Origin of the sequence: Sphingobacterium alkalisoli (assembly GCF_005049105.1) — a bacterium.
Taxonomy (GTDB): domain Bacteria; phylum Bacteroidota; class Bacteroidia; order Sphingobacteriales; family Sphingobacteriaceae; genus Sphingobacterium; species Sphingobacterium alkalisoli.
The window spans coordinates 626,116-642,634 of sequence record NZ_SUKA01000003.1 but is presented as its reverse complement, the minus strand read 5'-3'; the positions used below and the strand labels follow the sequence as shown (position 1 = coordinate 642,634).

At 41.6% G+C, this 16,519-nt stretch carries 9 protein-coding genes; 3 read left to right on the top strand and 6 right to left on the bottom strand.

What is annotated here, in order from left to right:
* Position 1 precedes the first annotated feature (1 nt).
* The 3 genes from FAZ19_RS12330 to lysA all read left to right on the top strand — a co-directional run bounded on the left by FAZ19_RS12330 (position 2) and on the right by lysA (position 3,550).
* Positions 2-949 (top strand): D-2-hydroxyacid dehydrogenase, encoded by a 948-nt coding sequence (locus FAZ19_RS12330; protein WP_136821016.1) that lies wholly within the window; start codon positions 2-4, stop codon positions 947-949.
* A gap of 117 nt (positions 950-1,066) precedes the next feature.
* Complete coding sequence (locus FAZ19_RS12325) at positions 1,067-2,380, top strand: aspartate kinase (RefSeq protein ID WP_136821015.1); 1,314 nt, start codon at positions 1,067-1,069, stop codon at positions 2,378-2,380.
* A 15-nt stretch (positions 2,381-2,395) separates the two neighbouring features.
* Positions 2,396-3,550: a diaminopimelate decarboxylase gene (gene lysA / locus FAZ19_RS12320; RefSeq protein WP_373287733.1), complete on the top strand. Its 1,155-nt coding sequence runs from the start codon at positions 2,396-2,398 to the stop codon at positions 3,548-3,550.
* A 33-nt stretch (positions 3,551-3,583) separates the two neighbouring features.
* On the opposite strand, the gene bglX is transcribed toward lysA, so the two are convergent.
* From bglX to FAZ19_RS12290, 6 genes are all read right to left on the bottom strand, one after another.
* Positions 3,584-5,917: a beta-glucosidase BglX gene (gene bglX / locus FAZ19_RS12315; RefSeq protein WP_262709344.1), complete on the bottom strand. Its 2,334-nt coding sequence runs from the start codon at positions 5,915-5,917 to the stop codon at positions 3,584-3,586.
* Between the two features lie 31 nt (positions 5,918-5,948).
* Positions 5,949-7,295, bottom strand: a complete 1,347-nt coding sequence (locus FAZ19_RS12310; RefSeq protein ID WP_136821012.1) for a glucoamylase family protein — start codon at positions 7,293-7,295, stop codon at positions 5,949-5,951.
* Positions 7,296-7,340: 45 nt separating this feature from the next.
* Positions 7,341-8,831, bottom strand: coding sequence for a DUF4886 domain-containing protein (locus tag FAZ19_RS12305; RefSeq protein ID WP_136821011.1), 1,491 nt, complete (start codon positions 8,829-8,831; stop codon positions 7,341-7,343).
* Between the two features lie 24 nt (positions 8,832-8,855).
* Positions 8,856-10,349: a RagB/SusD family nutrient uptake outer membrane protein gene (locus FAZ19_RS12300; protein WP_136821010.1), complete on the bottom strand. Its 1,494-nt coding sequence runs from the start codon at positions 10,347-10,349 to the stop codon at positions 8,856-8,858.
* Positions 10,350-10,369: 20 nt separating this feature from the next.
* Positions 10,370-13,369 (bottom strand): SusC/RagA family TonB-linked outer membrane protein, encoded by a 3,000-nt coding sequence (locus tag FAZ19_RS12295; RefSeq protein ID WP_136821009.1) that lies wholly within the window; start codon positions 13,367-13,369, stop codon positions 10,370-10,372.
* Positions 13,370-13,645: 276 nt separating this feature from the next.
* Positions 13,646-16,492 (bottom strand): helix-turn-helix and ligand-binding sensor domain-containing protein, encoded by a 2,847-nt coding sequence (locus FAZ19_RS12290; protein WP_136821008.1) that lies wholly within the window; start codon positions 16,490-16,492, stop codon positions 13,646-13,648.
* Positions 16,493-16,519: the final 27 nt, after the last annotated feature.

The following is a 16,519-nucleotide window of genomic DNA, read 5'->3' as shown; positions in this document are numbered from 1 at the left end:
TATGAGAATTTTAGCGAATGATGGGATTGATCCTATCGGAAAGAAAATATTAGAAGATGCAGGTTTCGCGGTGGATACCGTTCACATTCCACAAGATGAGTTGCCGTTTCGACTAAATGAATATGATGCTGTTACCGTGCGTAGTGCTACAAAATTAAGACAGGCGCTAATTGATATCTGTCCGAATATTAAGGTGATTGGTCGTGGTGGCGTAGGCATGGATAATATAGATGTTGACTATGCACGGGCGAAAGGGATTGCCGTAGTAAATACGCCAGCAGCTTCTTCACATTCGGTCGCGGAATTGGTATTTGCACATTTACTAAATGGTGTACGTTTTCTTTACGATTCAAATCGAAAAATGCCTGTGGAGGGCAATACAAATTTTGGCGGATTAAAGAAAGCCTATGGAGCAGGTGTTGAACTGCAAGGTAAAACGTTGGGAGTAGTAGGTTTCGGTCGTATCGGAAGAGAAACGGCTAAGATTGCTTTAGGGTTAGGCATGGATGTGCTTTATTCTGACCTTTTTGATGGACCTAAGGCGCTGACATTAACATTGTCGGGAGGAGCACAGGTCGACGTTCCGGTCAAACAAGTGGAGTTAGAAGAGGTCCTTCGTAAATCCGACTTTATTTCCCTGCACGTTCCTTTTTTAGACAGACCGGTCATTGGGAAGGAAGAATTCACAATTCTTAAAGATGGTGTAGCATTGGTAAATGCGTCGCGAGGCGGCGTTATTGATGAGTTGGAGCTTGTAAATGCCCTTAATGCTGGTAAAGTTTCATTTGCAGCTCTTGATGTTTTTGATAACGAACCAACGCCAAGAGTCGAGATTTTAAACCATCCAAGAATATCTTTGACGCCACATATAGGTGCAGCCACAAATGAAGCACAAGAACGTATAGGAGAAGAATTAGCACTTCTTCTAATTGAGAACCTGAAGAAGTAGGTTTTCCGCATAAATAATATGCGGCACAAAAGCTTTTAACGCATTTGTGCCGCTTTTTTGTTTATTCACCTGTAATAAGTATATTCACAAGCAAAAAAATAAGTATCAAATTAAATTATGAAAATTCTAAAATTCGGTGGTACTTCTGTAGGAAGTGCAGCGCGTATCAAAGGGTTATTGGATATAGTAAATCCTTCTGAACGCCAGATCGTCGTGTTGTCTGCGGTGTCGGGTACGACAAATGCATTGGTTGAAATTGGTCAAGCTTTTCTAAACGGGAAGAAGGACGATGCTAATCAATTAATCAAGACGCACAAAGATAAGTACAATGCATTAATTAAAGAACTTTTTAGTACCGAAGAAGGGTTAAAGAAAGGGCAGGAATTAATTGATTCTCATTTTAACCATATCGCATCTTTATCCAATGATATTTTTACACCAACTGAGGAGAAGATTATTTTAGCACAAGGTGAGTTACTTTCTACCACCTTATGGCATTTTCATCTTACCGAAATTGGCGTTCCTTCCGTTTTATTACCGGCATTGGATTTTATGAAAATTGATGAAGATAACGAGCCGGTTGTGGAATATATTAGTGAAAAAATAAGCGCTATTTTAGCAGATTATCCGTCTAATAATCTATTTATTACTCAAGGATATATCTGTCGCAATTCATTCGGTGAAATCGACAATTTACGTCGAGGTGGTTCAGATTATACTGCCTCATTAATCGGGGCAGCTGTTCGGGCAGATGAGGTTCAAATCTGGACAGATATTGACGGCATGCACAATAATGATCCACGAGTCGTTACCAACACAAAGCCCATTGCAAATCTGAGCTTTGATGAAGCCGCCGAATTAGCTTATTTTGGTGCGAAGATATTACATCCGCAAAGTGTTTTCCCTGCACAAAAATACAATGTTCCAGTACGGTTATTGAATACCATGGATCCGCAGGCAAAAGGAACGTTGATTTCGAAAAATGGGGGCGAGAAAGGCTCTATTCGCGCAATTGCAGCAAAAGATGGAATAACGGCAATACACATTCATTCCACACGTATGCTATTGGCCTATGGCTTTTTGAGGAAGGTCTTTGAAATTTTCGAACGTTATAAAACCCCGATTGATATGATTACGACATCCGAAGTTGCTGTGTCGTTGTCCATCGACGATACCAGTAATTTACTGGAGATTATAAAAGAAGTTGAGAGTTTCGGTAAGGTAGGTGTAGATGAAGGACAGACTATTGTATGTGTAGTAGGAGATTTCGGAGCGAATACACATGGATATGCCGCGCGTGTGTTGGATGCCGTGAAGCATCTGCCGGTTCGAATGATTTCTTACGGCGGATCCGATTATAACGTTTCTATTTTATTGGATTCGAAACACAAAACGGAGGCGTTGCGCTCTTTACATAATAGATTATTTTAAGCTTAAGAAGGAATGTTGTTTAACGATCAACAAGTAGAAAAATTAGTAGGGGTAGAGACACCTTTTTATTATTACGATCTAGCATTATTAGAACGTACCCTAGATGCGGCAAAGCAGGCTGCCGATAAGCGTAAATTTCATATTCACTACGCCCTGAAGGCCAATTTCAATGATCGAATTTTATCTATCATTCGATCGAAGGGATTTGGCGCAGACTGTGTAAGTGGGAATGAGGTTCAAAAATCCATTGATGTGGGTTTTGAAGCCAGTAAGATTACTTTTGCAGGAGTAGGTAAGTCAGATAAGGAGATTACAAGTGCACTTAAGCATCAAATCTTTGCATTCAATGTAGAATCTATTCAAGAGCTTGAAGTAATTGACGAACTCGCAGCTAAGCTGGGCGAAAAGGCAAATGTGTCTTTACGCATTAATCCAAATGTGGATGCACATACTCATCATTACATCACAACAGGTTTAGACGAAAATAAATTCGGCGTTCCAAATTCAGAGCTGGAGCAGGCTGCCGCTGTTTTGAGGTCTTGCGAGCATGTGAATCTAGTAGGATTGCATTTTCATGTGGGATCTCAGATTACAGATCTAAACGTCTTTAAGAGTCTGTGTGTCAAGGTAAATGAGTGGAAAAATTGGTTTGAGGAGCGTGGTACCTACATCAAAGTAATTAATGTGGGGGGCGGATTGGGTGTTGATTATCATGCTCCCGATGAAAATCCAATTCCCGATTTTGAAGCCTACTTCGATGTATTCGATAAATTTTTGGACCGCAACGGGCAACAGGAGGTACATTTTGAATTGGGACGCGCTTTGGTAGCACAATGTGGAAGTTTAGTAAGCAAAGTTTTGTATACCAAAAGTGGAACAAAAAAGCACTTTCTGATATTAGATGCAGGAATGACGGAATTGATGCGTCCTGCTCTATATCAAGCATATCATAAAATTGAAAAAATAGGCTCCGATCCGTCTGCAAAGACAATCAATTACGATGTAGTTGGGCCTATTTGTGAGAGTTCGGACTGCTTTGGTAAGGAGGTTCCCCTTCCAGAATCCAAAAGAGGTGATTTGATTGCTATTCGCACGGCAGGTGCCTATGGTGAAGTAATGGCCTCACGTTATAATCTGCGGGAAGAAATAAGATACATTTATTCAACATAGAACGGGAGGCCTAGCGCCTCCCGTTCTATCTATTTATAAGAGTTTGAAATCAATCTCTTTGGTGTTTTTGGAATCGGGACCGATGAATAGCGTAAAATCCCCAGGCTCGGCCGTAAACTTAAGTTCCTGATTATAAAACTTTAGATCGTCCTCTGATATTGTGAAGGAGACGGTTCTACTTTCTCCCTTCTTCAACGATATTTTTTCAAAAGCCTTCAGCTCCTTTACCGGGCGAGTTACCGACCCAACTAAATCCCTGATGTATAATTGCACGATTTCCTCGCCGTCATAATTACCGGTATTGGTAACGGTGATATCCGCTTGGATATGTTGTCCCGCAGCGATGGACTTCTTGTCCAATTTAATATCACCATATTCGAATGTTGTATAACTTAGACCATAGCCGAATGGGTAAAGCGGTTCATTGGTTACATCCAGATAATTCGAACGAAACTTTTGAAACCAAGTACCCTCCGCGAGCGGACGTCCCGTGTTTTTAGCACTATAATATAATGGGATTTGTCCTACGTTCTGCGGAAAGGTAGCCGGTAGCTTTCCAGAGGGAGTGATATCACCGAAAAGTACATCAGCAACAGCTTTGCCGGTTTCTGTTCCCCCAAACCACACGTTTAATATAGCCGGAACATGTTTATCTTCCCAAGTTAATGTTAAAGGTCGCCCTGCAAAAAGTACCAATACAACAGGTTTACCGGTCTTTAATAAGGCTTCTAGCAAGCGTCGTTGAGTGGCGGGGATATTCAAATCTGTTCTACTCGAACTTTCACCCGACATCTCCGATCCTTCACCCAGCGCCGCGACGATAACATCTGCATCCTCAGCTACACGGATAGCCTCGCTAATGATCTCCTGCTCGGGTCTTTCATCCCGTGGGATAGTTCGGCCAAACATGGTAGCCCGCTCTTGATAAGCAGCATCTGCTACTAGATTGCTTCCTAAATGGGTCATAATCTTGACCTTGTTTCCCAAGGCATCTTTCATGCCGTCTACAAGCGATTGCGTATTTGCTAAGTCTGCGCTTACACTCCATGTTCCTGGCATATTCGCTCCACTGTTTGCAAGCGGACCAATAACAGCGACAGTTCCTTGCTTTTTTAAAGGTAGTAGATTGTTGTCATTTTTAAGCAATACAAATGATTTTGCCGCGGCTTCACGTGCTTTGGCCAAATGATCTTTTGTTAGTATGTTGTTTTTTGCGCGTTCATCGCTGCAATAGCGAAAAGGGTCATCAAAAAGACCTAACTTATATTTAGCCTCGAGTATCAAGCGACAAGCTTCGTCAATCTCAGCTCGCGTTACTTTTCCTTCTTCTAATGACTTTTTTAACGTAGATAAGAATCCTTCACCTACCATATCCATATGTACGCCAGCCTTTAGAGACAAAGCCGATACGGTTTGGAGATCGCCGAGGCCATGGTCGATCAACTCGTTAATGGCGGTGTAATCCGTGACGACCATCCCCTTAAATCCCCATTGTTTTCTCAGCAGATCTGTCATTAACCACCTGTTTGCCGTAGCAGGCACACCATTGATGTCATTGAAAGAAGTCATGACCGTTCCTGCACCAGCATCGATTGCCGCTTTATAAGGTGGCAGGTATTCGTTATACATACGATGTAAACTCATATCCGTGGTGTGGTAGTCACGTCCACCCTCGGCAGCACCATATAAAGCGAAATGCTTTACACAGGCCATCAATGTATTGTGTGCATCTAAATTAGCACCTTGATAGCCCTTTACCATCTCCGTCGCTATTCTTGAACTTAAATAGGTATCCTCACCACTACCTTCAGAAATTCGTCCCCAACGCGGATCCCGGGAAATATCAACCATCGGAGAAAAGGTCCAATTTAGACCATCTGCTGTAGCCTCTACTGCCGCTATGCGCGCCGATTCACGGATTAGTTCCATATCCCAGGTAGCCGCCAGTCCCAGCGGAATTGGAAACATGGTCTTGTATCCATGGATCACATCCATGCCAAAAATGATAGGTATGCCCAGCCGGGAATGCTTCACGGCGAGTTCTTGCGCTTGTCGAATTTTTGCTGGCGAAGACATGCTGAAAATACCGCCGATGTTTCCTTCTTTGATTTTAGATTCGACCCCTGTCGAGACGGCTGATCCGGTCACTGCCTCGCCACCCGTTACCAGATTTAACTGGCCAATCTTTTCTTCGACGGTCATCTTACCCATTAAATTCGTTATAAAATGATCCATCTTGCGATCCTGAGCATATATGGATCCAAGCTGAACTAAGCTTATAAGCAATCCTGCAATTGTGATTTTCATCTGTCTAAGTACTACTTGAGCTTTCTTGCTCGCTGTGAGGCGGGCAAGCTCGGTTATCATTAATATATTCTAAAGCGCTTCGAGGCAATTACTACTTCAAATACGGACTCTCAAAATCCAGTTTTTTTAATCCAGCCTGTATCTCTGGGGCATTCATAAACAAATTCCATATCAATCCAGATCGATAGTTTTCGATCATCACCACGATAGGGCCTTGATCGATTGCTAGGTATCGCTGCGGAAACCAGTTTTCGGTCTCGCTATATGCGTCATAGAAACCATATTTCCCCCAAACTTTGTCGCCCAAGTGCTGATAAAGGTACTGTGCGAAGGATATGCTTTCTTTTGGTGTATATGCAATAGAAGAAAGGGCGGCGGTTGGTGATATAACGCCGTGATCATTATCGGGGTGGTGCGCGTTATAGCCTTTTACCGAATAGCTAGCCGTAAGTCCCCAGCCTTTATCAGTTCCATATCCCACATATTGTTTCGGATTTTTCTTCGCATGTTCAATATGGATTTTGGTATGGTTCACTGCCGCATCCCAATAATTAGCATATTTGTCTTTTAGTCCTTTAGGACTTAATCCCAAGTAGGAGTAATGCTGCCAAAAAAGAGGACCGACCTCGCCGGTTTTCGAATTGTGTTTCAATATGGTGGGAATCTCGTATTTGCTGATAGTAGACGATATTTGACCATCCCTTGCCCACCCCTTGTGGTAGGTCGATGCCGGAATAGGATGAGTAGGAGAAGAAGCGGCAAGAATATACGTTATCAACCCTTCATCGTATCCCTGTATAGCATGATTCATGCCCCACGCATATTTTGGACTCCAATGCCAAAATAGCACATCCTTACCATTACGGTAGAAATCCCAATTAATGTCTTTCCATAGTTGATCTGCTTTTTGTGCAATCCGTTGTTGATCCTGCGTGCCATCTTTGTAATATTCCCTTACACAGATTAGTGCTTGCGCCATAAAAGCAGTTTCAACAAGGTCGCCACCATCATCATTTTGGCTGAATGCTTTCGGTTTACCCGTATCGCCAAAATACCAATGTGACCATACGCCATGAAACCTTTCTATTTTCCCCAAATATCCTACGATGTGTGCTAATCTTTCTTGCCCTTCCGTAGTGCTAATATACCTGTTTTCAATGCCCACAAGCAATGACATGATTCCAAAACCACTACCGCCTATAGTGATGACGTTTTGATCATTTTGGGGGTATTCGCCGTCTATATGTATACGCTCTCGCGCCAGACCCGAGTTCGGTTCGGCACCTTCCCAAAAATATTGAAAAGTTTGTTGTTGGATTAAGGTCAGTAGCGAATCGTCGGAGAGTTTACGATCATTCGTTTTGTTTTCCGTTGGTTTGTTAACACATGCAAAAAATGGTAAACAGCATAAAAAAAATATAAAACGATGTATTAGCATAGATATATTGTTAAATGGCCTTCCCTAAGGAAGGCCAGAATGAGATTAATTCGATGTTAGTCTTGCAGCCGATAAATAATAAAAGCCAGATCCATTTGTGTTGTTTTCACCCGACGTGACCGTAACTGTTATAGTTCCTTCCGCATTCGGTGTTATTCCGTTAGCACACACTTTATTACTGACGTTATTAGAAGTATTCAGACTTACGCTAACCTCATTGGTGCCTTTAGAAGTATATTTTGTTTCTCGATTGTCTGATACGCCTCCTCTAGACCCAAAGAAGCATAAGTTGTAGGTCAAGTTTGGATCAAGTCCGGATATGTCGAATACGCTTTTCAGAACAGTTATGCCGTTGAAGGGGCCTTTAGAATTTCCGAAATATGAATATTTGGATACATTTGATGGCATATTGTCAAATGCTTCAGAAGATTCTGGTCCATTTGTATTTACGCTATTAAAACGTTCCGTTATTTCCAGCGCGATTCCAACATAAGAGCCCAAGCTGTCTTTTAAGTTGATACGCGTTCCTGCTAAAAATGAATTGATATGGTTCCAGTTTTCCGATGCCAGGTTATTTCCGAAATCCAGCAATACAGCACTTTCCAATGGACCAGAGTTACCACCTTGAAAGTCGGTCATAGGTGTTACCTCTAATGGCTTTGCAATAGCCGTGTGTGCTGCATTTTGTGCTATTTCGGCTTCAAAATCAGACATTCCCGTCGGTTTAAATGAATTTCCGATTGGGCTCTTGCCGGTCAACGCCTCAAACCAGGTGCATGCTGCCGTATACCGACCTATAGACAAATTTAAATGGTATCCATCGCGTGTAAAATTATCTTCTACCACCGACGTTCTTCCATTCTGGATAGCCGTTCCGGCAGGCACAACAAGATCAATAGCGACAAGTTCTTTAGCGCGGTTTACGGCATCTATGATTGCCTCATACATGTCCATTTGGTTGTTGCCATAGTTTGCAAACCCGGTGTGTGTTGAATTCTGTGCGTAAGCCCAGGTTTGATGTAATAGGAACTTAACATCAGGATTATTCTTTGTGGCTCTGGCAGCGACATAATCATATACGATAGGCAAGGGCTCTACCCAGCTATCATACATTCCCGAGTTAGAACTCTCTTGCTGGAAACTGATGTGCGTCCATCGTTCGCTCGTCAATGCAGTTGCGATGGAGGTACTTGCCACAGTGGTTTTATTTCCATCACGGTCGATCTTACGGAAACTATACGCCCCGTTATTTTCTTCAACATTTTTTTGGTGTTGAGCTAGTGTTGCACCACCGATATAGAGGTTTCCAATCACGATGGGAACATCCTCAGCTTTAGCAAGGTCATAAAGGTAGTTCTCAACTGCGTCTTCCGAGAAGCTGTTGCCGATTGTCAACACGCGTATGGTACCATCATCAGCTGGATCTGGTATAATATTCATTTCTGGCCGTTCCATTTTTTGGCACGACGAGCTAAGTGCTATTCCGCCAATACTGCAGATAAGCAAAACTAAAGCTAGATATATGTGTTTTTTCATCTTTTTATTCTTTATTCAGTGTTATTAATAGTTAGGATTTTGAATCAAAATACCATCTGATCGATCAATTTCCGGTTGCGGAATGGGGAAGAAGCGGTTTCGTACTTGATAATTGATATGACCGGCGGCATGCATGGTTTCTACGTCGATACCCCAACGTACCAGATCAAAGAAGCGTTCATTTTCCATACCCAATTCTACTTGGCGTTCATGGCGTATCGCTTCTCGCAGTTCCGCTTGGTTTCGCGTAGTTACAGTTGGTAGTACTAAACTGTTTGTTCCTCTTGCCCGTCCTCTCACCTGTTCCAAATATTCCAGCGCTAAGTCTATATTCGCCTCGCCACCCACTTCATTTGCTGCTTCTGCAGCCAATAAGACAATATCCGAATAACGAATAATGCGCACATTAAACCAGTTGCCATACCTACTGCCGTATTGTACGCGTAAGTTTGGATTCGTATATACTTTTTTATTCCAGTAAGCACGGGGTAGATCTGCAGGTAGTACTTCCCCGTAAGGTTCATTACGTTGTCCACTATATAATACAGTGACATCCTTACGCGGATCTCCCTCCTCAAAGGCATCTAGCATTCTTTGATGTGGAATATTCCACCCCCAACCGAGATCCCACTGACCAGATCCTCTTACTCCTTGTCTGCTAGCATAAGTGACACCAAAATTCTGAACTCCATCAGCGAGTGCCTGTATCTCAAATATGGACTCTTTACTGTTTTCACTTTCCTCTCTAAAGATCATATTGTAAGGTACGCTAAGATCGTATATTCCTGAATTGATGACGGCGTTAGCCGATGCGAGCGCCTCCGAGAAACGTTGCCTTGCCATAAAAGTTTTTGTCTGTACCGCTAAAGCTGCTCCACGTGTTAATCGTCCTGGATGATTTGGCCAAGTTTCAGGGAGTACTGAGACAGCCTCCTGCAGGTCGGCGTCAATCAGCTGATAAATCTCAGCGATCGTAGATTTCGGTTTATTTGCGGAAGCTTGATCGACAATACGGAAATCAATTAGTGGCACTTCTCCAAAGGTGCGTACTAAGTTGAAATAGGCCCATCCTCGAAGAAACTTTGCTTCTCCGATATTAACTAATGTTGCTTCTTCCAATGTTCCTAACGAATCAACTGCAGCGATAACATTATTTGCCGAATTTATCAACGCATAATGGCCCGTCCAATAGCTATTTGTTAACCAGTGCGACAAAGGATAATTAAAATCATCGTATATGGGACCGGCCGAAGCGTAGTCTCCTGAGTTACTTCCTAGATGCACATCATCGGAGCGTATATTATGTACCGCTACATAGGGGAGTCCGCTGGTTGCCTCGCTCCGTAAGCCTGCATAGGCAGCAAATACTTGTCCCTCTAGAGATCCTGAAGGCAAATCCTCTTCTGTAAACCGACCTTTCGGCTTTATATCTAACCACTCCTTGCCACAGCTATTTAATAGAGTTATCCCAACTAAGCATAAAGCTATCAGGAGTATCGCGTTATTTTTTGTTTTCATATCTGTATCTTGCTAATTGGTTAAAAATTAAGGTTTAGACCTAGAGTATAAATTGCGGGTACCGGATATGTACCATTGTCCACACCAAATGAAATAGCACTACCTCCAATTTCGGGAGTGAATCCTGAGTTATTTGAAAGTGTGAATACATTTTGCGCATTTGCAAATACACGAAGGTTCTTTAGTCTGATTTTACCAATCGTTTCTTGTGGAAACGTATAGGCCAAGGTTACATCCCGCAAACGGAAGAAACTACCGTCTTCAATGTAATAGGTAGAAGGTAACCTATTGTTAGCCCGCCCTTCATGTACAATGGGTTCCCAATTACTTGTTCCTACACCATTCCATCGGTTTAATCTATCTGTTAAGAAATTGTAGGTGGCAAATTGGTTTTGGTTCCAATTTCGCATAATTTCGTTGCCATATAAACCCTGGAATTCCAAACCCAAATCGAAGTTCTTGTAAGAAGTGGATAAGGATATGCCATAGTAAAGGTCGGGGGTAGGATTACCGATCATTGTCCGATCGCTAACATCAATTGTTCCGTTCCCGTCTATATCTTTATAGCGCACATCTCCTGGTAAGAATGCCCCACCACCTAAGCCATTGGTAGGAGCGGAGGCAATTTCTGTTTGCGTCTGGAAAATTCCGTCGTGCTCATAACCCCAAAAATAAGCAATCGGATAACCCGCAGTAGTACGTGAAGATCCACTTAAGATACTGTGGCCCTCACTGGCCAATGAAATCACTTTATTTTTGACGGTGGTAATGTTACCTCCGAAGGAAATATTCCAATCGTCCGCTATACTTTGATTCCATCTTGCCGAAGCTTCAAGTCCTTTGTTTTCTATATTGCCCTGATTAGAAAGCCCTGGGATACTGCCCAGTATTCCCGGTACTGTTACGAGTATACCGTCTGTATTTTTTTTATAATAGATCGCTTCTACATTTAGACGGTTTTTAAATGCAGCTAATTCAAATCCAGCTTCCCAACTTTTCACCTGCTCCCAATGTAGATTTTCATCTGGGATGTATTGAGGGCCATATGCCGGGATCAGCTGATCTCCAAAAACTGCGGAATTTCCAGGTACTAATATAGGCCACATCGGATAGCGATTCCCTCCTACGTTTTGGTTGCCCATTGCTCCATAAGATCCTTTTAGTTTCAGGTTATTTATTAAATTTTGATCTTGCATAAAGCTCTCTTGGGTTACCACCCATGCCCCTCCAACTGCAAAAAAATCTTGAAATGGCTTTCCTTTTTTAGCGAATGCTGAGCTACCATCTTTTCGAAAAGAGGCATTTATCAAATATCGGCCGTCAAAGTTGTAAAGAGCCCTTGCCAGGTAGGAAATCGTTCTGTATTCCGAACCACCACCACCACCAGTATGTGTATCCCCAGCACCAATATCAAGATACCAGTAATCCGGATCATTTGGAATTTCTAGACCTTCACCCTGAGTCCTTCGCCCCGTGACAGTTTCTACGCCCTGTAGGTAAGTTGTATACCCTAACATAGCTGTCAAGTTGTGCTTTCCAAAACTATTCTTGTAATTTAATAGCCAATCACTCTGGTATTTATAATGTTTATTCTGTTCTTGGCTTACTGAAGTCAAGAGATTTCCGATTCTTTCCGATTTATCATCACCCGCGACATCTGGATTGTAAACAGATACAAGTCCTTGATAAGAGCGGAACTGATTAAAACCATAGTCAGCAGAAACGTTCAATCTGAATGTGAAATTGGATAGAAAATCGACCTCTCCATACACATTGGTCACCGCTCGATAATTATTTCCAATATAGGTGTTTTTTCGTTCCTCAATATCTATTAAGGGGTTTCCAACTTGTGCCCGTTGAAACTCTGGCATGACATGATAAAGACCGTATGCTTCATTATATGTAGGCGCAATAGGTGCAGCCAAAATAGCTCCAAAGACACCGCGTTCTTGTGGTAGTCGCGAGCGATAGCCGTTGAAAACAATTCCAGTGCGGAAATTATCGGTAATCTTCAGCTCATCGGCAAGATTTAGTGTGATCTGACTGTGTTTTTCATGGTTAATAATACCTTCGTCAACAGAATATCCAAGCCCCATGCGGAAACTATTTCGTTCGGTAGCGCCGCTTACACTTAGGTTATTATAGTTCAAGATTCCATTTCTGAAAATCTCGTCCTGCCAATTGGTATTTGCTTGCCAATTATCATAGTTGAAAGGAAAATCGCCCTGATTGAATCGCTGCTCATCATAGAGTTCACGAAATTGGTCAGCGTTCAGCATGTCCATTCGACGTCCGACATTTTTAATACCGAGACGAGAGCTGAATTCAAAATTCAACTCACCAGTCTTGGCTCTTTTAGTCGTAATGGCGATCACGCCGTTAGCACCTCTAACACCAAAGATGGCCAAAGAGGAGGGATCCTTCAGCACTTCGATACTTTCGATATCGGCCGGATTCAGGAAGTTAATGTTGTCGTTCAATAAACCATCCACTACATATAATGGCTTTACCGCATTGATAGAATTTGTACCTCGTATTCGTATATCCGGTTCTTGTCCCGGTCTTCCCGAGTTTGTCACTTGTAAACCGGCAACTTTACCCTGCAAATTGGCTACCGGATTTGTACCCGGACGGTCTACAATCTCGCTACCTTTCACCTGTGCGATCGAACCCGTTAGATCTCTTTTTTGAGCGGTTCCATAGCCGATAACAACGATTTCATCCAACGCACGGCTTTCATCGTCCAGAAAAACGTCTATTTGAGTTTGATTGCCCACCCCAATTGTCTGTGGTGTATAACCAATAAAGGTGAACACCAATTCATCAGTGGGTTCAGCAGTGATGCTGAAGTTCCCGGTCGCGTCGGTTTGCGTCGTAGTGTTCTTCCCCTTCACGTTGACGGTCACCCCCGGTAATACAATTAAAGACTGACTGTCTTTAACTATTCCGCTGACTGTCGTCTGCCCATATGCTATATCAGCGAATAGGAACAGCAGAAATAATGTAGATAATTTCCTCATAAAAACATAGTTTTTGTTGTGATTTATAATAGCGGACAATTGATGTCCCTTAGTTATGCTCAACGAATATCATGATGTATTTGTTTCAATCAAAGTGTGAGGAGATCAACATTACTACTACAGCGATAAAACCTATCTAAGCTGCATCGAAATATTTGATATAATTGGAAGAATAACAAGGTGTTATTTTGATTATATAGTGTTATAGTTTAAAAGCTTAGTGTCGTTGCTACACTATTTTGCATGAGAGGTAATGATGTAGTCCGTTAGCAGGTACTAACGCTCTAATAAGAATTCAGAGAGGTTCTTTTCAGTAGGGATATTGAGTTTTTTACGTAATCTATATCTTCTAATCTCTACGCCACGGGTGGTAATATTAAGGAGTGAAGCGATTTCTTTACTTGACATATTGAGACGTAAATACGCGCATAATTTTAGATCATTCGGAATCAACTCCGGGTATTCAGCTTTTAATTTTTTAAAGAAATTTCCGTGGGCCTCATCAAAACTTTTCTCAAATAGGTTCCAATCCCGGTCGTCGTTATGAGCATCATCGATGAGTTTGTTTATTCTACGAAGCTGATCAGGGTTTAGGTATCTACCTTCCGAATCTTTTAATTTTCTGAGTTCGTCATGCAGGTTGTTCAACATTTCATTTTTATAGACAATGTTCATAGCAGAATTAGCGAGCTCTCTGTTTTTAATATCCAATTCGTTTTGCAGCTGCTGATTTTTAAGTTTAACTAATTTCTGTTCGTTTAGTTCTGCATCACGCGCTATCACTGCTTTCTGTTGCGCCAATAACCTTCTGTTAATTTGAAACTGTCTTTTTTGTATCCGCTTATTATTCCATTTCCGGCCATAATATACGATCGCACCTAATGAGATAATATAGAAAGCGATTGCTTTCCAGGATAAATACCAAGGTGGCTGTATTTCGAATGAAACCTCCGTGATATTCGAAATGGCACCAGCTACTGATCTCGCCCTAACCTGAAAAGTATAACTTCCAAAATTTAAGTTAGTAAAGTCCCGGTACGAGGTCTCTTCCCAATCAGACCATTTTTCAGAGTAACCTTCCAAAAAATACTGGTATTGCACTGGCGAAGATGCGTACCACGGAGAAGCATATGCTATTCGGATGTTATTTTCGCGATTTAGTATCGATAGTTTTTCGTCATCAATAGGGTGTATTCCACTAGATATATTCCATATGTGGGAGATAATTGGTTTTTTGATCTCGATCTTTGTTTCAGATTGTGAGTCATAAATCGCAAAACCATTATCTAAGCCTATTAGAAATGTTTGGTTTGTGATGGGAATAATGCTTTCGTAATAATTCATCATCTTGTCGCTTAGCGACGTAAGCGCCGTAGAGTCTATTACCACATCGCCGCTGGGCGTGACTTCTACCCGTGCAATATGTGATTTTTTTACGAACCAATAGCGGTTTGAATGGATTGGAATGATTTTATTCGAAAATCTGAAAGATCCGAGTTTTTCATTGATATCATTATGTGGTTTGAATTTTTTGACAATTCCATCATATACATAGAAACCAGAATCGGTCGCGAAAACCAAATTATTCTCCAACTTAAAAATTCCGTGATATCTTAGATTATTATTTGGCGTCCTTCCAACTGAATTCAGTGTCTTTAAGTTTCTAAAACCATTGTAAAATTGCACAAGCTTAATTTCGTTTTCATTTCCAATCCAAAACTCTGTGCCCGACTTTTGACTGATATACCTTATCGGAGCTTTTATTTCGTCAAATTGTCTTAAAAAAGTGGTCGGGTCGCTGTCAAATAAGGCTACCCCCGTATAATTGCCTTGCAGCATGAAATTGGTGCCTTCAATCGACGAGAAGATCCATCCACCGGTCACCGTTGAAATTTGAATTAAATTGTCATTTTCGACTTTGAATGTGCCGTTATTGTGACCACATATTAGCTCATTTCCAACGATAGACAAGGTCCATACTTGCCCATTTGAATTTGGTATTAGTTTAAAATCAAAAGAATTATAGTCATTAGGCCCTTTCCAGGGACTTACAAACAGTCCTTGATTTGTGCCTAGATATATCTTCCCATTATAGATAGCAGAGGTATACACCGTGCCAATATTTCCCGAAAAGTCAGCATAATAATAGACCGGTGAATTGATTTCTATTCGATCGATCCCATTATCTAGGCCCACCCAGATGTTTTCCTGCTTATCTTTTGCAATACTTAATACGGTATTATTCTGAAGGCCATTGTGTTTATTAATATGTTGGATCAGGTCACCCCGTTTGTTGATGATAAAAACACCATTTTGGATTGTGCCAAATGCATAGTGCCCGCCATATACTTCAATTCCATTATTTAATTGTGCTCGTTTTAGATCATGATCGATCGCGGTCTTCCAAGGCGTAATATTTCCATCCTTGTCCATTATAAACAAGCCATCTGTAGCCGTACCAATCAATACTTCGGCTGGGCCAAAAGGAAGCATACATAGAATGTTCTTTTGGCCAAGGATAGATTTATCCTTTATAGGAACGAGCTTTTCGGTCACTAATTTGTGGAGTCCAGAGGGGATTTGCTCGAAGTACATATCTCCGTTAGCCAAATGCGGAAATAAAAAGGGCTCGCCTGATGCTGTAATCGTCTTTATATGATTATCTTGATACACATAGCATTTCGAAAATGAATGGAAGTAAATTTTATCATCCGCTATTATGATTTTCCAAATTTCGTCATTTTGTATATCCGCTTTTTCGACGAGTCCTGAGATACTGGTGTATCGCATGCCACCATATTTCTTTCGTTCCCAAAATCCGAACTCGCCCTTGCCGCCCGTGTAGACTTTCCCTTCACTGTCTACTGATACACTTCGAACTATAGATTTATTCTTTAACGGATATAAATTCCAAAATTGACCATCGAAGCTTAGTAAACCTTCCGTATTGGCTGTATATATAATTCCCTCCGGACTTATCGCAATACCCCAATTTTGGTTACCTGCTTTGTACACCTTCTTCGTAAATTGCTTAACATAGGGTGTTCCCGAGCGAATAATATGCTGTGCGAAAAGAGGTTGAAAGAAGAATATAAAACAGTAAAATAGCAGAAAACGAATCATATATAATGTTAAACTTCGAAAGTTGTA